Source organism: Nostoc sp. DedVER02 (assembly GCF_034530675.2).
Taxonomy (GTDB): domain Bacteria; phylum Cyanobacteriota; class Cyanobacteriia; order Cyanobacteriales; family Nostocaceae; genus Nostoc.
Genome location: NZ_JAVRCP020000007.1, coordinates 39,854 through 59,000, shown reverse-complemented (window position 1 = coordinate 59,000; position 19,147 = coordinate 39,854). Strand labels below are relative to the sequence as shown.

At 40.0% G+C, this 19,147-nt stretch carries 18 protein-coding genes; 12 read left to right on the top strand and 6 right to left on the bottom strand.

What is annotated here, in order from left to right; translation table 11 throughout:
- Positions 1-576: 576 nt before the first annotated feature.
- From RMZ41_RS10340 to RMZ41_RS10330, 3 genes are all read left to right on the top strand, one after another.
- Positions 577-912 carry a hypothetical protein gene (locus RMZ41_RS10340; protein WP_322641419.1) on the top strand — a complete coding sequence of 112 codons (336 nt, stop codon included), beginning with the start codon at positions 577-579 and terminating at the stop codon, positions 910-912.
- A gap of 238 nt (positions 913-1,150) precedes the next feature.
- Entirely contained in the window at positions 1,151-1,501 is a 351-nt protein-coding gene (locus RMZ41_RS10335; protein WP_322641420.1) for a YtxH domain-containing protein, read from the top strand.
- Positions 1,502-1,512: 11 nt separating this feature from the next.
- Positions 1,513-2,052, top strand: coding sequence for a DUF948 domain-containing protein (locus RMZ41_RS10330; protein WP_322641421.1), 540 nt, complete (start codon positions 1,513-1,515; stop codon positions 2,050-2,052).
- Positions 2,053-2,404: 352 nt separating this feature from the next.
- On the opposite strand, the gene RMZ41_RS10325 is transcribed toward RMZ41_RS10330, so the two are convergent.
- Positions 2,405-2,698 (bottom strand): DUF2281 domain-containing protein, encoded by a 294-nt coding sequence (locus RMZ41_RS10325; protein WP_322641422.1) that lies wholly within the window; start codon positions 2,696-2,698, stop codon positions 2,405-2,407.
- 252 nt (positions 2,699-2,950) lie between these two features.
- Between RMZ41_RS10325 and RMZ41_RS10320 the strand changes: the two genes are divergently transcribed.
- From RMZ41_RS10320 to RMZ41_RS10310, 3 genes are all read left to right on the top strand, one after another.
- Positions 2,951-3,760, top strand: a complete 810-nt coding sequence (locus RMZ41_RS10320) for a TPM domain-containing protein (RefSeq protein ID WP_322641423.1) — start codon at positions 2,951-2,953, stop codon at positions 3,758-3,760.
- 118 nt (positions 3,761-3,878) lie between these two features.
- The gene (locus RMZ41_RS10315) at positions 3,879-4,508 is read left to right on the top strand and encodes a precorrin-8X methylmutase (RefSeq protein WP_322641424.1); all 630 of its coding nucleotides are present in this window, start codon (positions 3,879-3,881) and stop codon (positions 4,506-4,508) included.
- Between the two features lie 100 nt (positions 4,509-4,608).
- Positions 4,609-6,024 carry a right-handed parallel beta-helix repeat-containing protein gene (locus RMZ41_RS10310; RefSeq protein ID WP_322641425.1) on the top strand — a complete coding sequence of 472 codons (1,416 nt, stop codon included), beginning with the start codon at positions 4,609-4,611 and terminating at the stop codon, positions 6,022-6,024.
- A gap of 182 nt (positions 6,025-6,206) precedes the next feature.
- On the opposite strand, the gene RMZ41_RS10305 is transcribed toward RMZ41_RS10310, so the two are convergent.
- The 4 genes from RMZ41_RS10305 to RMZ41_RS10290 all read right to left on the bottom strand — a co-directional run bounded on the left by RMZ41_RS10305 (position 6,207) and on the right by RMZ41_RS10290 (position 10,903).
- Positions 6,207-6,893, bottom strand: a complete 687-nt coding sequence (locus RMZ41_RS10305) for a phosphate ABC transporter permease (RefSeq protein ID WP_322641426.1) — start codon at positions 6,891-6,893, stop codon at positions 6,207-6,209.
- Positions 6,894-6,913: 20 nt separating this feature from the next.
- On the bottom strand, positions 6,914-7,750 hold the full coding sequence (dapB, locus tag RMZ41_RS10300) for a 4-hydroxy-tetrahydrodipicolinate reductase (protein ID WP_322641427.1): 837 nt from the start codon (positions 7,748-7,750) through the stop codon (positions 6,914-6,916).
- Positions 7,751-8,113: 363 nt separating this feature from the next.
- Positions 8,114-9,898: a diguanylate cyclase domain-containing protein gene (locus tag RMZ41_RS10295; RefSeq protein ID WP_322641428.1), complete on the bottom strand. Its 1,785-nt coding sequence runs from the start codon at positions 9,896-9,898 to the stop codon at positions 8,114-8,116.
- 9 nt (positions 9,899-9,907) lie between these two features.
- A complete protein-coding gene (locus RMZ41_RS10290; RefSeq protein ID WP_322641459.1) occupies positions 9,908-10,903 on the bottom strand; it encodes an ABC transporter substrate-binding protein in 996 nt (331 codons plus the stop codon).
- Between the two features lie 736 nt (positions 10,904-11,639).
- Here RMZ41_RS10290 and psbP point away from each other — a divergent pair.
- On the top strand, positions 11,640-12,185 hold the full coding sequence (gene psbP / locus RMZ41_RS10285; protein ID WP_322641429.1) for a photosystem II reaction center PsbP: 546 nt from the start codon (positions 11,640-11,642) through the stop codon (positions 12,183-12,185).
- Positions 12,186-12,306: 121 nt separating this feature from the next.
- A complete protein-coding gene (locus RMZ41_RS10280) occupies positions 12,307-12,906 on the top strand; it encodes a nucleoside triphosphate pyrophosphatase (protein ID WP_322641430.1) in 600 nt (199 codons plus the stop codon).
- Positions 12,907-12,920: 14 nt separating this feature from the next.
- On the opposite strand, the gene RMZ41_RS10275 is transcribed toward RMZ41_RS10280, so the two are convergent.
- Positions 12,921-13,148: a hypothetical protein gene (locus RMZ41_RS10275; RefSeq protein ID WP_322641431.1), complete on the bottom strand. Its 228-nt coding sequence runs from the start codon at positions 13,146-13,148 to the stop codon at positions 12,921-12,923.
- A gap of 331 nt (positions 13,149-13,479) precedes the next feature.
- Here RMZ41_RS10275 and RMZ41_RS10270 point away from each other — a divergent pair, with 331 nt between their 5' ends.
- From RMZ41_RS10270 to RMZ41_RS10255, 4 genes are all read left to right on the top strand, one after another.
- Positions 13,480-14,217, top strand: a complete 738-nt coding sequence (locus RMZ41_RS10270) for a phycocyanobilin:ferredoxin oxidoreductase (protein WP_322641432.1) — start codon at positions 13,480-13,482, stop codon at positions 14,215-14,217.
- Positions 14,218-15,473: 1,256 nt separating this feature from the next.
- Positions 15,474-16,898 carry an HlyD family efflux transporter periplasmic adaptor subunit gene (locus RMZ41_RS10265; RefSeq protein ID WP_322641433.1) on the top strand — a complete coding sequence of 475 codons (1,425 nt, stop codon included), beginning with the start codon at positions 15,474-15,476 and terminating at the stop codon, positions 16,896-16,898.
- Positions 16,899-17,108: 210 nt separating this feature from the next.
- The gene (gene devC / locus RMZ41_RS10260) at positions 17,109-18,263 is read left to right on the top strand and encodes an ABC transporter permease DevC (RefSeq protein WP_322641434.1); all 1,155 of its coding nucleotides are present in this window, start codon (positions 17,109-17,111) and stop codon (positions 18,261-18,263) included.
- A 128-nt stretch (positions 18,264-18,391) separates the two neighbouring features.
- The gene (locus RMZ41_RS10255; protein ID WP_322641460.1) at positions 18,392-19,099 is read left to right on the top strand and encodes a DevA family ABC transporter ATP-binding protein; all 708 of its coding nucleotides are present in this window, start codon (positions 18,392-18,394) and stop codon (positions 19,097-19,099) included.
- Positions 19,100-19,147: the final 48 nt, after the last annotated feature.

Here is a 19,147-nt window from a genome sequence, read left to right as displayed (position 1 = left end):
ATTAGTAACGAATTGCAAAATACCAGAGGCAAGCCATCGGCTAGGAAAATTGTATAAGGGAAGAGGAATTGATAGACTCTCTCTCTTTTCCCACTTTCCTTTTCCCCAGTACACATCTAGCAAGTTTTGCTGATTTAAGCACTGGTGAGATTTTGCAGGCAAAATTTTAGTGAACTTCAGGCGACAAACTGGAAAACTGGTAGAGGCAGTAGCACAATAATAAAGGTGATGCTGGGGAGCTTGCGATCGCCAGTGTAGTGTAGTTCTCTTTCCCGATGTTCAAGGGCTATGCCATTATGCTTAGATTCCGCAAAGGTTGCAAATTGACTAGGATTATCAGCTTAAGAAGTGAAACGTAGTAACGCTGGGGCTTTTTGAGCATACGGGTTGATTTCGCAAACCGAGTCGTGAATCTAAGGCAATTGTAGCTGTGGTTTTGCGAGGTGTGGGCATATAGTTATTACAAAATTGGCGAATTGGCGATTTTTTGGTTCATGCCCAAAAAATTTAAAATCTAAAATTCGTAGTCAAGTATATAGAAAAATTCCTCAAAGCTGATATTGGTAAAGATAAAAAATGGTAATTTTAGTTATCCTCGTTAATATTCTCATTTCAGTGATACTACTCTATGTGGCTTGGCGGGTATGGCAACTCAAGCAGCAGCTAGCATATATAGCAGATAGGTTAACCATTTATGAAACTTGTACTCATGCAGCATTGAATAAAGCACCTGAAAATATTTATCTCAGTCAGGAGAGTATTTATAATTTCCGGCAGAAAAATCAAGCGCTACAAATAAAAATCCAACAAGTGCGGCAAATTATCAGTCTACTTTTGCAAGGACAGAAAATCTGGCAGCGTTATTTTCGGAGGCTAGAGTTAATATCCGGGAAAAAAATTGTTGCAAAATGAGTTATGTCAAGTTCACATGAACATTTATAATTATGGCTGACACGAGGGCACAAAGATACGGTGGGACAGGAACGCAGGGAGTTTTGAATTATAAATAATTAATGGTTCTAATGTTTAATGAATAAAAGCAACATTTTTGGCTGATATTTTGTCAGATAGATTAACTGAATAAAATCAGTCGGTCTTGCAAGGAGAGAAAACCCGCCTAAAATAGGTGTAAGAAGAGAGAAACAACAATATGTCTAATAACCGTTCCGGAGTATTTTTTGGCGGTTTGATGCTGGGAGCTACTATCGGTGCTTTAACCGGTTTGCTCGTAGCTCCACGTACAGGGCGCGAAACACGTAAAATTTTGAAGAAATCAGCCAATGCTATCCCAGAATTGGCTGAAGATTTATCAACGAGTGTGCAAATCCAAGCAGATCGTCTCTCTGCTAGCGCACTAAGGAACTGGGATGAGACTTTAGATCGATTACGGGAAGCGATCGCAGCAGGTGTAGATGCCACTCAGAAGGAAAGCCAAATCTTAAAGCGGCAAACATCACCTGAAGACTCAGATTATCTTCCCCAGCAATTAGAACGCTCATAAATGACATTACCGTGATTGATCCCCTGTTTTGGTTGGGACTCTCCTTACTTTTAGTTGCCACAAGCTTGACTGCGGTTTTAGTGGCGGCAATACCGGCTTTGCAGGAGTTAGCACGGGCGGCTCGTAGTGCAGAAAAGCTATTTGATACTCTCTCACGGGAGTTACCGCCTACTCTAGAAGCTATCCGTGTGACTGGTTTGGAAATAACTGATTTAACTGATGATGTCAGTCAAGGTGTAAAAAGTGCCAGTCAAGTAGCTAAACAAGTCGATCAAAGTCTTGATAGTGCAAGAATTCAGGCTCAAAATCTGCAAGTAAGTACACGTAGCATCTTTGTTGGTGCAAAAGCTGCTTGGAGAAACTTCACACGCCCAAAACCTCCGAGACGAAATAGCGATCGCTTGCCTACCAATGAACAACCACCACTAACGTTGCGAGAACGAGAAGTGCTAAGGCAAGAAAATCGTCGGGTAAAAGCAGAAGTATACCGCGTTAATGACGGTTACAACGACGCTGCTAGCTGGGAAACCAATTTCGATGACGAAGATTGACCAAAAAATGGTATGGCGTATTGCTTATCTTCCTTATGCAATATCAAAACTTGCTATTTTATCAGCTTAAAAAAGCGAGCTTTGTTTATAGATAAACTTTGGCATTGTATTGATCAATTTGGCAGAACGGGTGAAGCATATTTTAATGAAGCAGTCTTTTTAGGAGAAATGTGCTTGTTCCCAAATTTTTGTCAAGAACCAAGTACATACAAAGTTGTTCGTAAATTTGTAGATATTCTTAATAGCCAATATGATGAATCTTGGGACAGTGGAATAGGTGATTTAAAAGTATTTGCAAAACGTAGCGGATATCGGAGCTTTGATAAAAGCTACATTCGCACCCGTGATGTTGTCAATTTGTGTGAATTTGGCAAATATTTATATCCAGAGGTAGGAAAAAGTCATCACCTTCCCAAGTGCCAGCGTGTCGAAGGATGGAGCGTCCCGAAGCAGGACGATATGTAAGTTGCTCTTGATCGCTAGAAGTTTCTATAGGATCGTTGAAAAGTATAGATTCAAGCTTACCTGGTTTCAACTCCTTTTTTGTATAGTTAACCTTAATAGAACGTATCAAATCGAGTACTTCTGTTAATAACTCCGGCGGTAAAGTTTCTATTTCTTGGATTAATAATTCTTTGTTAGTCATTTCTCACCTCTAATTGTTCTGCTTTTATTGTATGCGGAACTCCACTATGGCTTTAGTCTATTTAAGTATTTTTACTTATTGACAAAAATGTTTTATGTAGTACTAAAAATTCCCTTCCCAATTCCCAAAAACGTTTTGCTTTGATCCCTTAGATTAGAGTAAAGTAAACAAGTGTAAAGAACTATCATTTTTCCCATACTCTTTTAAAACAACTTGTTCACTTCTACCGTTGATATTTGTATAAAAACGTCCATGCAATCTTGTTTTTGGCGAAGAATTCTCGTATCTATTGCAGTATTTTTCCTGGCTGGGTCAATTTGGGTGATGCATTCTCCCCCGGCCCTGGCTTATGACAATCCTGAATTACTCCCTGACACCTTTACTCCAGTTGTAGACTTAGCTAAATCTCTGCCTGTGCTGCAAGAAGAAAAGCTTGTCAAAGATTTAGAACAGTTTGAAGCCGATACAGGCTGGAAACTGCGAGTCTTGACTCAGTATGACCGCACTCCAGGTCGGGCAGTTATCAAATATTGGGGCTTGGATGACAAAAGCATTTTACTCGTTGCCGATTCTCGTGGCGGTAACATCCTCAGTTTTAGCGTTGGCGATGCTGTTTATGAACTTTTACCCAGGACATTCTGGATAGAACTGCAAACCCGCTTTGGTAATTTATACTTTGTCCGCGAACAAGGCGAAGACCAAGCCATTCTGCAAGCTTTAGAATCCGTTAAAGGCTGTTTGCTAAAAGGTGGTTGCAATGTTGTCCCCGGATTGCCACGAGAGCAATGGATTCTCACCTTGATTACCTCAGTGATTGGTGGGATAATTTGTGGGTTTGCGGCTCAACCCCGTGAGAAAGGACAAGTTTTTGCTTGGCAATGGGCTTTAATTTTCTCACCGTTGTGGGGAATCTTATTTCTCGCTTTTGGCATTGGGCCAGTAGTGACACGCACAAGTGACTGGCTACCTCTAGTTCGCAATATATCTGGCTTTATTATTGGTGTCTTGGTTGCCTACCTATCTCCTATTTTCAGTCGGTCTTCTTCTAGCAGTGAGTTATGAGTGCTGAGTTAGGAGTGCTGAGTTATGAGTTTTTAATTAACTCCTAACTCCTAACTCCTAACTCCTAACTCCCTGAAGCTGATAAGCTGAAAGCTAATATTTAAGAAGCTCAACAAAAATGGAATGGCACGTAACTGATGCTCAAAGTTTAGCAATTATTGATAACGAAATTGAAAACCATGTATTTTCACCCGCAGAATATGAGATTGTGCGTCGGGTAATATACTCTACGGCTGACTTTGAGTATAAGTCTTTGATTCGTTTCTCTGAGCGTGCCTTGCAAGCAGGAGCAGCAGCACTAGCCGCACGTACTACCATTGTGGTAGATGTGCCAATGGTACAAGTAGGTATTGCATCTGAGATTCAAAATACCTTTGCTAACCCGGTGTATTGCAGCATGGAAGCTTTGACACGCCCTCAAAAAGAAAAAACTCGGGCAGCATGGGGAATCGAAACTTTAGCAAAGCGTTATCCAGAGGGCATTTTTGTAGTGGGTCAAGCGCAAACAGCGCTAACAGCACTGCTAGAGTTAATTGAGGCTGAGGAAATTAGACCTGCTTTGATAATTGCGACCCCAGTGGGATTTGTCGATGTTGATGAAGCGAAGAGACGTTTACAAGACTCCCTAGTGCCCCATATTACAATAGAGAGTCGCAAAGGTAATGCAGTTGTTGCAGCTGCGATCGTTGACGGATTGGTAGATTTGGCTTGGCAAGCCTATGGACAAGATAGAAATCGGGGAAATTAGGAAAGTCATCCGTATCATAACCTTAATACAAAATAGTATTTAAAATTACTGAATATCCTGATATTTCTGTTAAGTACTAGTAATAAAGGAGCCTTTTCTTGTGGTAATTCAAGGTTTTAGATTAAGTGCATATCTTGCAATTCCAGTGGCATTGGGTCTTTTAGTTGAGGGAAACAAGATAAAATTATCTTCAGTTGAAAACGTTCATCAAATATCTATTAATAAGGAAATTAGCCAACCTAGCCGCGAGCTAATCACCGCTAAGACGGCTCCGAAAACATACTATGTTAGCGGCAATGGAAACGATAAAAATAGCGGAGTCTCTACTTCATCTGCTTTTAGGACAATTCAAAGGGCAGCAGATATAACTAATCCTGGCGATACAGTATTGATTATGAACGGAGTATACACAAATTCAGCCCAAGCTGGAAGTGTAGTAGATATTAAACGTTCTGGAACTGCACAAGCATGGATTAGGTATAAAGCATATCCTGGTCATTTCCCAAAAATTAAACACAATACATGGAACGGTGTTCTGATTTCACATGGAGCTTCATATATCGAGATCAACGGGTTGGAGGTCATCGGAAACAATGACAATATCACCCTTGATTATGCATTAAGTCAGAAGACTAACAGAACAAATCAGCTTACAAATGGAAACTGTATAAACGTTGACGGACGAGCTAATGGTCATGTGCATCACATTCGTATTCTGAATAACAAAGTACACAAATGCGGAGGGGTAGGGATCGTAGCGATGGAGTCCGATTATGTGACGGTGGATAATAACACTGTGTTCGATAATGCCTGGTATAGTATTTATGGTGCTAGTGGTATTTCAATGTTGCACAATTGGAATTCCGACAACAATCGGGGATACAAAATGTTTGTTACCAACAACAAGGTTTACAACAATCGCATGTACATCCCTTGGATTGAAGCTAGCAAGATCACAGATGGTAATGGCATTATTATTGATGGCTCAAAAAATGAGCGGCAAGACTCGAAATTGACTCCCTATATAGGACGTACTTTAGTTCAAAATAATCTTACATTTAATAATGGTGGTTCGGGCATTCATACATACTTAAGCGATCATGTTGATATTGTCAATAATACTGCTGTTTTAAATAATCAAAGTCCAGAAATTAATGGAGGACAAATATTTGCCCATACGTCATCTGATGTCAGAATTTTAAGGAATATTCTCTATGCTTTCCCTGGAAAGAATATTAATAATAATACTAAAAATAACAACGTTGTTTATGATTATAATATATACATTAACAGTTCAAAGATAACTGTTAAGGGCCCTAACGATATTATTACAAATTCTCAATTTTTCAATAAATATCCTACTTTAAAGAAAATATCTGGCAACTGGAAATCGCAGCTAGATAAACAAAATCCACCCACACGGACTTATGTAGAGCCTAAGTCGGCGGGTTTTGTTTGTGGTCAAGTGACTTATCGTTTAAATGGGAAGCTCATCAAAGTGGGATGCTCTCGTTAAGAAAGTGTGAGGTACATACCAGAAAAGACTTATCAACGAATTCAAATACCCGAACACTTCTTCTTCAATAAACTTTAGGGGTTTAAGTCCTAGCATTTGAAGGACAGGGCGTTTTGATGCCTCAGCTAAATCCCCGTCACAAAACGTAATTGCGAATTGCGAATTGCGAATTGCGAATTGGTTTAATCCTCTACTCTACGCCGCCGACGACGTGGTTTTTCTTGTTGGTCTTCGCGCAGGCGACGACCAACTTCATTAAAGAAATCACGCCGCAGATAAGGGTAATCGCTAATCCACAGGTCACGGCTGGGAATGTATATATCGCTAAATTGTTCAATACTGCTCAAATCTGGACGATTTGATAACACTACCATTTCGGCAATTTGACCGCGAGTAATAACTTTGTGGGCAGGACGTAACGGTGCTACGAACTCAATGGTAAATCCTGTTTCATCACCCACTTCTAAGTTAATTTGTTTTTCTCGGTTTTCTACAATCACCAATTCGCCTTTGCTGTTGACTGTTTCGGTTTTACCCATTAATTGGTCTGTAATCCACCAATCTAGTACTCGACCACGGAAAAAGCCGCCATATTTATAACGGCGGCATTGCAAATTCCGCATACTTGCTTGAAACACTGGATACCACAACCAAAAAAAAGCGCTAACTATCCCTAGCACAAATACTATTGAAGCAAACTCAAGTTTAAAAACGACTGTCACAAGTAATATAACAACTACGGCAACTACAGAAATTAACAGCCGTTGCAAAAAATTTGAAAACTTTCCCCAATAGTACTTGTACTGCAAACCAGTGGCAATTAGGGGGATAACTTGTTCAAATTTCTGGCGAGTCAGTGGTACTAACATGAATGCTGAATAGTTAAAGTTTAAAGTATCTTTTCTAATCCATATACTAACGACTTTAGCGCTAAGATTTTGCGAATTGCTAGTAGAACTCCTGGCATATAGCAAGCGCGATCGCTCGTATCATGTCGTAAAGTATAAATCTGTCCGGCTGCGCCAAAAATAACTTCTTGATGGGCAATCAATCCTGGCAAGCGCACGCTATGGATTCTAATCCCTTCATCTGCTATACTGCCTCTTGCTCCTGCTAATTTTTCCGTTTCTTCTACAAGAGCAGGGTTGAAAGTTTTACCCAATTCTCCTAGTAACTGCGCCGTTTGAATGGCAGTACCACTGGGAGCATCAGCTTTTTGATTGTGATGCAGTTCGATAATTTCTACATGGTCAAAATATTTGGAGGCTGCGATCGCAGCTTGTTGCAACAGTACCATGCCAATGGAGAAGTTAGGAATAATTAGACAACCTGTGCTAGCTTTGTCGGCAAAGTCTGCCAAATCTTCAATTTGTTCTGGACTTAACCCAGTGGTGCCAACTACTGGACGAATACCATAAGCGATCGCACTACGAATATTGTCATAAACTGAATCGGGATGAGTAAAGTCTACAATCACCCCTGGAGGAGATTGTCTATCGCCAGCTACATACCCCAACATTGGTTCCAGTTGATTGGTAATTGGCACTTCCAGAGGTTCGCTTAAACCCGCCAACTCTCCAGCGTCTTTATCTTGATGTTCCAAACTGTGGTCAATTGCACCCACTAGGTTTAAGTCAGGCGCTTGTGCCACCGCCTTAATCACCTCACGACCCATTTTACCAGCAGCACCATTGACAATAACCGGGATAGGAGCTTGATTCGTCATAGGTCAAGAAATACTTTTTGAGCTAACAAAGGAATTGTAAAGACTTTAGCGATCTAGTAGCTAGTCTCTGGCTTAATTCCTAGTACCTTGATTTATTTTCCTTAATTCACTTACCACACCTCCAAAAGCCTTGATAAGTAGCTCTTATGAGAGCTATAAATATTTTTTGTCAAGTTAAATTGACTATTTGTAATATATTTGTTAAATTTATTTATATAACTTAGCAAAGTCCAAACTTAACTACCTTACTGGTGTTAGCTAAGAAAAAAAGATTTAGGTATCGGTGTATCTCATCGACATTTGGAATTCTCCCATCTACCTCGGCTATCAAGTCGGGGTTTTTTGTTTCTCGATAGTATGGGCTTAATGAGTACAATAGCGATCGCGCCCCTTATGTTTGGCATTGTACAGGGCTTGATCGGCGGAAAGGATAAGTGTATGTGGCTTGATGTCGCAAGTGGGTATAACAGAACTAATACCCAAACTAAGAGTGACAATATCCTTAATATCAGACTGTGCATGGGGAATGGCTTTATTGTGAATTGCTTGCTGAATACTTTCTGCTACTTTGATTGCTCCTAGTAAGTCAGTATTGGGGAGGAGTACTGAAAATTCTTCTCCTCCGTAACGCGCTACTAAATCAGCAGGACGATGAACCATCTGTTGCATTGTTTGCGCGATCGTAATTAGACAATCATCGCCTCCCAGATGACCATAGTAGTCGTTGTAAAGTTTGAATTTATCAACATCGCATAAAATCAGTGATAGGGGTTTTTGCTCTCGTGCAAGGCGTTTCCATTCTGCTTGTAGTCGTCCATCGAAGCAGCGACGGTTAGCCACCTGAGTCAAACCATCTAGATTTACTAGTTGTTCTAATTTCTGATTTGCATCTTCTACTTTTTCTTTCGCAATTACTAACTCTGCTGTTCTCTCTTGTACCCGTTGTTCCAAAGTTTCCAAAGATGTTTGTAACTGAAGTGCCATGTTGTTAAACGATTTAGCTAGTTGACCTATCTCGTCTTGTGAGCTAATTTTGGCGCGGATATCTAAGTTACCTGCGGTAAACTGGAAAACTATATTGGTAAGATAAATTATTGGTTTTGTTAGCAGTTCCCCAATAGCAAAAGCGATAATTGTTACCACTGAAGCGATAATTGCAAAGAGAAACATTGTGTCACGAATTTGCTTTTCTACAGGTACTAGGGCAACAGCAAGGGGCTGTGCGAACAACACAGACCAAGGTTGATATTTTAAACGAGCGATCGCAATCATATTAACCTGATTACCTGTTGCTGACAAAGGTGCAATTAAGTATGACTGTTTATTATCCAATGCTTGCTTAAGTTTTGGCTCATTAGTTGCCAATTGTTTAACAGGATAATTAGGCAAACGCCCCTGTTTTTGTAGTTGAGTTACAACATTCAAAGGCAAAGGTACAATTGATTTAAAAAGTAGTTCTGGTGCAGTACTATGTGCCAGATAAATATTATTTTCATCTAAAAGAAGAGCAAAGGATTTATCCCCAGCTAGCTGACTTTTTCTAGTTACTAACTGCTGAATAACAGTAACATTATATGAAACACGTAATACACCCAATACATCTCCCTTGGCATTGCGAACCGGACTGCTAAAAAAGAGGGTAACAAGATCAGGAATTATTGGTGATTGCTTCATGCTAGAAACAAAAGAAAACCCAGTCTTCATCGGGTTTTTAAAATAATCTTGAACTGATTCATCTTTGCTAATATCTGATGTATATGTATCTAATACATTTTTTCCGTTTAAGTCGAGTAAAGCATAAGAGATAATATTAACCATATCTTTGCGACTGAGACTGATTAATGTTTCTGTCGCCAATTGCATTTCGGGGCTGTCATCTCGCTTTTTTGGAGTTAGGCTGAGGTAGCCTGCCAAACCTGGTAAAAGCGCTTCTACTCGCACAGCGTTGAGATTTCTATCAATAAAAGCATCTATTCTGTTAGTAGTTTCGCTAGCTGCTGCAAATAGGGCTTGTTGAACGTTCTCAGTTAGTACTTTTTCAGTTGTATGTTTGTTAATAAATCCTAATAACAGCAACGGAATCAAAGCAACAATAAGAAACGAAGCGATCAACTTTGTACGGATGCTGTCCAAAAGAGATTGCTGCATGTCTTTAAACTAGGGAGCAAGATTTAAGAAGGAAGAATTAAATAAACTTTTTAGCTCTGGAATGCGCGACACGTTTCCAGAGCGAATAAAAAAATCTGCATATATCTTGGCAGTTTTGTAAATGGAGTTAGGATTGCTAGATTCAAATAATTTTTGATTTTCACCTAAATCAGTTAGGTTTACTCCCTCCAGAGAGATTGTATTACGAGAAATTTTTAAAACTTTGCTGATGATAGCGTTTCCTTCTTGAACATTTTCTTTCCAGTAGTTCGCGGCTTGTAGCCATCCTCGCACAAACGCACGAATGTCTTCGGGGCGATCGCGGATTATATCACCGCGAAAGACAATCATATCTAAAATCAAGCCAGGGGTTTGTTTGCTGGTAAATAGGATATTTCCTCCTAATTTCATAGCTTCAGAAAGATGGGGTTGCCAAGTGTGTCCGGCTTGAATAACATTATTTTTTAGGCGTTGAGGAATTTCTGAAGCCTCTAACTTAACCAAGTTCACATCATCGCTGGTTAAGTTTGCAGTTTTCAACATCTCAGTCACGAAAACTTCACTAAAACCACCTAGATTTGCACCCAGATTTTTGCCTTTCAAGTCAGCAACAGTTTTAATTTGTGATTGGGATACTACCACATCTGCTCCTGTTGATTCATCTATAATAACCACACTTTGTATATCGGGATTAGTGGCACTTAACATTATAAAAGTTCCTAAAGATAATGAAATACCATCATATTTACCCGCATTAAAATTTGCTTGTTCTAATTTTATGTATTTTTTATTAATTTGTTTCATATCTAATGGTTTCACATCTATACCTTGTGCTTTGAAGAATCCTTTCTCTTGAGCAATAATGCCTGGACATTCACCAATAAAAGATCCAAATATTACTTTCAAGGGAGGGCGTTTTAAGTTGGTCGGTGTCCAAGCATGGCAAGCAAATAGTATATAGGTAGTAATAATAAAAAAGGCAACGTATTTAAGTACATTAAGCATAGAAGATTTTGCCAAAAATATAACCGTAAAATTGAGTTTCATATTCGCAGGCAATTAGTGGCTGTCCCTGTTTTATTGCCCAAATAAGATGATAGTTAAGTCGCAACAGAGCCATGCTGCTGTTTTTGATAAAATAGACCTCTTGCAAGAGTCAACGCCTTCCCTGCGGGACGCTACGCGAACGGGGCATTCAAAATTCAAAATTGACGTTTGCGGACTCGCTCTAAGCGTTGTCATGCCTTTGGCGCAGCCTCTGGTAGAGAAGGCTTTACCCTGCGCTAACAAAATTCTTGCATTACAATCCTTATCAATAAATTTATTTGCTCTGAAAACTTGGACGTAGTAAATATGCGCTGTGCGTCGACGCTCGTTCGCGCCAGCGTGCCGTAAGACTCGCTTTAAGCATTGCCATGCTATAGGCTTTACGATGTGCTATCGAAATACATTTTAAAGCTTTCTCCATAAATCAATTCAGTTGCTCTGTATCCTTTGCGTTTTTGGTTACAAATTCTACCGTGTATATAGAAGTCCAGCCTGAGCGAGTTTCCGGCCAAGAAAGATGGATGAAAAAAGAGGCAAGGGAGACAAGTTCACACCGCTTTATCAGTAAGGTGATACACCAGAGAGTATTTGTCAACATCTAATGCCTTATCCGAAGCGTCCCTGTTGGTGGGAGAATAATAACGATAAATGATCCAAGCCTGGTGTTGTCTCCAGCCCAAAGGAATCTGTATAAATGTGGAAACGAATTGTATTAATTTTGCTACTAATGTTGAGTTTCAGCCTGAGTAATTCTGATGTGGCGGCTGCGGCTGGACTCAAAAGCTTTATAGACTCTAATGATGGCTATCAGTTTTTATATCCTAACGGCTGGCTGCAAGTTAAAGTTGCTAACGGCCCAGATGTGGTTTTCCACGATTTGATTGAGGTGTCTGAAAATGTTTCTGTTGTGATTAGCCCAGTTCCAGAAGGCAAAACTTTGTCAGAATTGGGAACGCCAACAGAAGTAGGATATAAGTTAGGAAAAGCTGCTCTTGCGCCTCCCGATTCTGGTCGTTCGGCTGAATTAGTCAATGCTGCCCAGCGAGAAGTAGACGGTAAAACATACTACCTTTTAGAGTATGAGGTTAAACTCGCCAATAAACAGGAACGCCACAATATCGCCAGCGTCGCTGTAAGCCGTGGTAAACTTTTTACCCTCAACGCCTCAATTCCTGAAAAACGCTGGCCAAAAGTTAAAAGAATGATTGATGAGGTTGTAAATTCTTTTTCTGTTTATTAATTGGGAATGGGTAATGGGGTATGGGGAATAGGGAATGGGATAGACAAGAAATTTAATCACCAATGCCCAATGCCCAATGCCCCATGCCCAATACCCAATTAACAAGTTTTTTATAAATCTCATGAAAATTCCACCTTTTGTACTTGCTTCAGCTTCTCCAGCCCGTCGCCGCTTGCTGCAAACTGTTGGTATTGAACCGATAGTTCGGGCTAGTGACTTTGATGAGTCGCAAATCCAATTAAGTGAACCAGCAGAATTAGTCAAAACTCTTGCCCAATATAAGGCGGAAACTGTAGCCCCGCAGTTTGAATCGGCTTTGATTATGGGTTGTGATTCAGTTTTGTCTATAAATGGTGAAATTTATGGCAAACCAGCAGACATTTCTGAAGCGATCGCTCGTTGGCAGATAATGCAAGGTAACTTTGGTGACTTATACACAGGTCACACCTTAATTGATTTAGACCAAAACCGCACAATAGTCAAGTCTCAAGTTACAAGAGTTTACTTTGCTCAAATGAGCGATCGCGCAATTCTTGCTTATGTTGCCACAGGTGAACCGTTAAAGTGTGCTGGAGCCTTTGCCATTGAAGGTTTTGGTAGTTTCTTCGTCGAAAAAATCGAAGGCTGTCACACCAATGTAATAGGACTCAGCTTACCCCTACTCCGGCACATGCTCGCAGAACTGGGATACGATGCCACAGATTTCTGGCATGACCAATGACAAATGACAGATGACTAATAACTAAATTGCCTGATATTAAGTATTGCCTCCCCATGATCTGGAATCCAGGCTAGCCATTCATCAGCTGAAACTGGACACAATAAAAGTGCTTCGTCAAAACTAAAGGGGTTGGGAAGTAGCAAAAGTTTCACCCAAATAGAAGCCCTTAACTGCTGAAAGCCTTCCACATTCTGCCTTCTTGGTTGCACAGCAAAATCTGGTCTACGAGAATCTAGTTTCATAGCTTCCTATTAGCCTTCACAAATGGGCTAATTTAAAATTATTTCTGTAACCTAGACTACAAAATAAATAATCTTTGTGAAAAGCATCTGTCGTATAACTTTACGTTGCTCAGTGTTGAGTGCCAAGTAGTTTTAACTCAGCACTCAGCACTCATCACTCATTACTCATCACTCATTACTCATCACTCATTACTCATCACTCATTACTCATTACTCATTACTCATCACTCTTTACGTTGCCTGGGTGCAAGTGTTTGCTTATATTGCAGACTACAACAGGTGTGGCACGACAGGTTGTAGACTGGCATTAGACCGCATTCCCAACTAGCTTATGTCATTTACTTCTATGCCCTCGCTGCGTGAGCAACAACATCCCCTAATTCGTCAGTTAGCTGATTGTATTGAGGCAGCTTGGCATCAGCACCTGGATCTATCGCCCTACCATTTGCCTGATGAGTTGGGGTATGTGGAAGGTAGACTAGAAGGCGAAAAACTAACGATTGAAAACCGTTGCTATCAAACGCCCCAGTTTCGCAAAATGCATTTGGAACTGGCGAAAATCGGAAATATGCTGGATATTTTGCACTGCGTCATGTTTCCCCGTCCCGAATACAACCTGCCGATGTTTGGTTGCGATTTAGTTGGCGGTAGAGGTCAAATTAGTGCAGCGATCGCAGACCTTTCTCCTATCCAAGCAGAGCGCACCTTACCAGAATCTTATACTACAGCACTGACACAGCTAAAAGTGCTTAACTTTTCCCAACCCCGTGAATTACCAGAATGGGGAAATATTTTTTCGGATTTTTGCATCTTTGTGCGTCCCGGTTCCCCAGAAGAAGAAGCAATGTTTCTGTCGCGGGTGCGAGAATTTTTAGACATTCATTGTACCCAAGCGATCGCTTCACATCCTGTTTCAGTTGAACAAGTCACACAAAACCTCGCTGGACAACACAACTACTGCACCAAACAGCAGCAAAACGATAAAACCCGCCGCGTACTCGAAAAAGCCTTTGGCCCAGCTTGGGCAGAAAATTATATGACCACAGTTTTATTCGATCTCCCAACTTGATCATCTCCCCATCTCACCTATCTGTAGGTTCTGTTACGTTTTCGCGTAACAGATAAATGTAGAATTCATTCAACGATAGTTTAATGGAGTCCCAAAATAGCAACAGGGAGAATAATCAGGTCTTTGAAGCGAATATCACAAAATGGTTTGTTGTCTTGGTAAATGCAAGCAACTAGAGACAGCTAACTCATTGACCAGAAAATTAAGGAAACTCTGATGTTAAGAATGCTCAAGTTGACAGATATTTTTTAGTTAGTTAATCATTCATTCACTTAAGGAAGACTAACTTTTGTAGCAAGATTGTATCCGGCAAAGGTAACAGTCTATTTTTGATGTTTCTTTTCAATTTTAGGACTAACTGTAGGCGTAGTGAATGTAGCAGTAAAGTACCGCATCATACCATTTTGGGTGTGTAGAGATGTGATATGTCCAGTCTCTACATCTAGTATGGTCTATCTCATTAAATTTAAAGGGTAAATACGCTTGTAGTGAGGACTTTAGTCCTCAAATATTCAAGCACTAAAGTGCTTACTACAAACCTAGCAAAATTAATGGGACAGACTACTAGATTTATACTGCTTGCAAATTCTGTTCACTCCCATTGCACTCATGTCTCAATAATACTCAGAGTTATTGTCTCGATTTCAATACACACCTAACAAAAACAGCCCCGACGCTACAAGAGTTAGGGAGTAAGTAAGCCTCAAAGCCTCTCTGCTTTTAGGAGCTAAGGTGTACACACAAGTCTCTTGAGGTGCAATAGTATTGTATCGGCTGACAATGGCATTGTATCGACTAACAATCGCATTGTATCGACTAACAATCACATTGTATCAACTAACAATGGCATTGTATCGATCGCTAAGATTAACCCACCCAACGTTAAGCTGCAACTCTAAAATACTTGTGTGTAAACGATAGCCTTTCAAGAAAGAGTAATGGAAGTGAAGTTAAAGTGTATTGCATACAAACCAGCACAGACGCATTAGCAAAGCGGTAGCGACGTACTCCTACGGAGAAGCAAGCTACGCGTAGCGTCTCGCAGAGAAGGAGCATCAGTACCTTGTCGTCAGACATTGCTATAGAAAACACCATTTTATAAAACCATTGTGTTGAACGTTCATCACCCAATGAGTTTTAAGCCATACTCAGCTTTAAACTACTTTTGTTTGTTCTAACTAAGCAGCTGGCTGTTGATTAAAAACCCTTTTATTTCTACTTCCATCAGCACAATTCAGATAAATGGGCAACATACTATGTCAAGGGTGACTGAAAAGCCAAAGCCAACTGAGCAGGCAGTTAATCAAGAACAACCTAAGATTTGGTGGGGTATCGCTATAGCTGTGCCAGTAGTAATCGCTGCGGGGATACTAGGTACAGCAAAAATTGAGCAGATGAGAAAACTAACTACATCTGCCCCCGTAATGCCATCTACTAATAGCATTAGTGCTGTAGGGCGTTTGGAACCACGAGGCGAAGTTGTTAAATTGTCTGCCCCATCATCAGGATTATCGCCATCATCACGCATTCAGCAACTTTTAGTGAGAGAGGGTGAACAGGTAAAACAAGGGCAAATTGTGGCAATTTTGGATAACCGCGATAGCCAAATAGCCGGATTAGAAGAAGCAAAAGCCAAAGTGCAAGAAGCTCGTGCCAACTTAGCGCAAGTTAGGGCTGGATCTCCAAGAGATATTCAAGCCCAAAGAGCAGTTGTTGCCCGTCTACAAGCGCAGTATCTTGGCGAAAGAGATGGTCAACAAGCAACGATCGCGCGGATTGCAGCCCAGTTAAGTGGAGATAAACTTGTTCAACAAGCAACAGTAAATCGCCTAGAAGCTGAACTCAGTGGGCAAAGAGAAGCTCTCAGAGCAACCCTTACACGGATTCAAGCCCAACAGCGCAATGCCCAAGTTGATGCTGGACGCTATGATTTTTTATACAAAGAAGGTGCGATTTCTCAGCAAGAGCGGGATAGTAGACGTTTGAGTGCAGTAACCGCTAATCAGCAAGTAGCTGAAAGCCAAGCTACCCTAAAGCAGACATTAGCAACTGTACGACAGCAACTTGCTGAGGCTAGAGCTAACCAAATACAAAATTTAGCAACTTTGCAACAGCAGCTAATCGAAGCCAAAGTTAACCGTGACAAAACTTTAGCAACTTTGCAAAGACAAATTGATGAAGAAAAGGCCAAACTGAGCAGAATTTTAGATGTTAGTCCTACCGATGTGCAAGTAGCGCAAGCCCAAGTTAGTAATGCGATCGCAAATGTCAGAAAAGCCGAAGCAGAACTCAGGTTAAGCTACGTTCAAGCACCAATCGCTGGAGAGATTTTAAAGGTTTACACCAAGTCAGGCGAAGCCATAGGTGCAAATGGTATTGCTGAAATCGGCCAAACCAGCCAAATGTATGTAATTGCCGAAGTCGCCGAAGACAGCATTGGTAAAGTGCGGATTGGGCAAAACGCGACTATCAGCAGCGACAATGGAGCATTTAGCGGCGAACTAAAGGGAACTGTCACCGAAATTGGCAGAAAAATTGGTAAAAAGGACGTGCTAAATACAGATCCAGCAGCAGATGTAGATGCCAGAGTTGTAGAAGTTAAAATTGCTCTGCCTCCAGAAGATAGCCAGAAAGTATCTGGTTTAACTTACGCTAAAGTTTTGGTCGAAATTAATAACTAACCAAGTTATAGGTGAACAGTATTACCAATTGGTAATTTGATATTTTGGATTGGGAATCTTCTTAATTAGCCTGTCTAATCACTTTTAAGCATTCTGTAAATTCGATACAACCGTTAACTTTTTCTCTTACTCAATTTTCTCTAAAAAACTAAATTACGAATTACGAATTACGAATTACGAATTTTTTAGCTGTGCTTGGATGCCTATAAGATGAGTCAAAAAATACCTTTATCCTGGCTACAACTCACAAGAGAAAAAACTCGCCTAGCTGTGGCTTTGGCAGGAATTTCTTTTGCCGATATTTTAATGTTTATGCAACTCGGCTTCCGGGATGCTTTGTATTATAGTAACGTTAGATTTCATAACAGCTTACAGGGCGATATTGTTTTAATAAATAGTCAATCTAGTGCTGTTCTGGCAATGAGAAGCTTTTCTCAAAGACGATTATATAAAGCTTTGGATTTACCCGCAGTCCAATCAGTACATCCTATATATTTAGACTTTACAATCTGGAAAAATCCTGTTACAGGTCGTCCTCGTAGTATCCTGATATTTGGAATGAACCCAGAAACTAATATAGTTAACTTACCTGGAGTTCAAGAGAACTTAGATAAACTTAAACTACCTGATGTAGTTCTATTTGACCGTTCTTCCAGAGTAGAATATGGGCCAATTGCTGCTAATTTTAGCCAAGGAAAGACTGTAACAGCAGAAGTACGAAGACGGCAAATTAAAGTAGGGGGACTATTTACATTAGGTGCATCATTCGGCGCAGATGGAAATTTAATTACGAGTGATATTAACTTTTTACGGATATTTAGTAATCGTCAACCGGGATTAATTGATATTGGGCTGATTAGATTAAAGCCAGGAGCAGATTCTCAAGTAGTTGCCCAAGAATTACGAAAGTATTTACCTAAAGAGATCAATGTTTTAACTAAGCAAGAATTTATTGATTTTGAACGCAGTTATTGGGCAAACAGTACAGCTATCGGGTTTATTTTTACATTAGGGACTGTCATGGGTTTCATTGTAGGAACTGTGATTGTTTATCAAATCCTTTATACAGAAGTTGCAGATCACTTAGCTGAATACGCTACTCTCAAGGCAATAGGTTATACACAAAATTATTTATTGATGGTTATTCTTCAGGAGGCTTTACTATTAGCAGTATTAGGATATTTCCCGGGAATTGTTTTTTCATTATTTATGTATAGTAGCGCCAGAGATGCAACTCTATTACCAGTTTTTATGAGTTTTGACCGGGCCGTGATGGTGTTGGTTTTAACTATGATTATGTGCATTATTTCCGGTGCGATCGCAGTTCGAAAACTACGTTCTGCCGATCCAGCAGATATTTTTTAATTAACTCAATCTTAATTAAAATTTAATATTATCAAATATAACTTATAATTTATGGTTAAAAAATCTAATTTTCGATTCAACTTACAGTTCACTTTTGGAAAGTCTAACTTATAACTTACAAAAATATGATGGAAAAAGAACCTGTAATTGCCATTAAAAATCTCAATCACTACTATGGTAAAGGCTCACTGAGAAAACAGATATTATTTGACATCAACCTAGAAATATATCCGGGTGAAATTGTAATTATGACTGGGCCATCAGGTTCAGGTAAAACTACATTACTGAGCTTAATTGGTGGTTTGCGCTCTGTACAAGAAGGAAGTTTAAAATTTTTAGGTGAAGAACTCTTTGGTGTCAGTCAAAACAAACTGGTACAAATGCGACGTAACATTGGTTATATTTTCCAAGCTCACAATTTGCTAGGTTTTTTGACTGCAAAGCAAAATGTGCAAATGGCGGTAGAGTTAAATGATAATATATCTCAAATAGAAGCAGTAGCTAAATCAAAAGCCATGCTGGGGTCAGTTGGTCTAGAAGAACGAGTAGATTACTACCCAGACAATCTTTCTGGTGGACAAAAACAAAGAATTGCGATCGCGCGCGCCCTAGTGAATCGCCCTCCACTGGTACTAGCAGACGAACCAACAGCCGCATTAGACAAACAATCAGGACGCGATGTTGTCGAAATAATGCAGAGTCTAGCTAAAAATCAGGGAACCACTATCTTATTAGTTACACACGACAACCGCATTCTAGACATAGCGGATCGCATCGTCGAAATGGAAGATGGTCTTTTAACTCGTAATTCTTCAAATAAGATCGTTCAGTCATAAGTAGGTAGGCGTAATTAAATATAAGATCAAACCTCACCCTCAATCCCT

Coding starts and splice junctions, on each gene's coding strand:
- RMZ41_RS10340 (WP_322641419.1), top strand. CDS start 577: ATGGTAATTTTAGTTATCCTCGTTAATATTCTCATTTCAGTGATACTA.
- RMZ41_RS10335 (WP_322641420.1), top strand. CDS start 1,151: ATGTCTAATAACCGTTCCGGAGTATTTTTTGGCGGTTTGATGCTGGGA.
- RMZ41_RS10325 (WP_322641422.1), bottom strand. CDS start 2,698: ATGACTAACAAAGAATTATTAATCCAAGAAATAGAAACTTTACCGCCG.
- RMZ41_RS10320 (WP_322641423.1), top strand. CDS start 2,951: ATGCAATCTTGTTTTTGGCGAAGAATTCTCGTATCTATTGCAGTATTT.
- RMZ41_RS10315 (WP_322641424.1), top strand. CDS start 3,879: ATGGAATGGCACGTAACTGATGCTCAAAGTTTAGCAATTATTGATAAC.
- RMZ41_RS10305 (WP_322641426.1), bottom strand. CDS start 6,893: ATGTTAGTACCACTGACTCGCCAGAAATTTGAACAAGTTATCCCCCTA.
- dapB (WP_322641427.1), bottom strand. CDS start 7,750: ATGACGAATCAAGCTCCTATCCCGGTTATTGTCAATGGTGCTGCTGGT.
- RMZ41_RS10295 (WP_322641428.1), bottom strand. CDS start 9,898: ATGCAGCAATCTCTTTTGGACAGCATCCGTACAAAGTTGATCGCTTCG.
- RMZ41_RS10290 (WP_322641459.1), bottom strand. CDS start 10,903: ATGCTTAATGTACTTAAATACGTTGCCTTTTTTATTATTACTACCTAT.
- psbP (WP_322641429.1), top strand. CDS start 11,640: ATGTGGAAACGAATTGTATTAATTTTGCTACTAATGTTGAGTTTCAGC.
- RMZ41_RS10280 (WP_322641430.1), top strand. CDS start 12,307: ATGAAAATTCCACCTTTTGTACTTGCTTCAGCTTCTCCAGCCCGTCGC.
- RMZ41_RS10275 (WP_322641431.1), bottom strand. CDS start 13,148: ATGAAACTAGATTCTCGTAGACCAGATTTTGCTGTGCAACCAAGAAGG.
- RMZ41_RS10270 (WP_322641432.1), top strand. CDS start 13,480: ATGTCATTTACTTCTATGCCCTCGCTGCGTGAGCAACAACATCCCCTA.
- RMZ41_RS10265 (WP_322641433.1), top strand. CDS start 15,474: ATGTCAAGGGTGACTGAAAAGCCAAAGCCAACTGAGCAGGCAGTTAAT.
- devC (WP_322641434.1), top strand. CDS start 17,109: ATGAGTCAAAAAATACCTTTATCCTGGCTACAACTCACAAGAGAAAAA.
- RMZ41_RS10255 (WP_322641460.1), top strand. CDS start 18,392: ATGGAAAAAGAACCTGTAATTGCCATTAAAAATCTCAATCACTACTAT.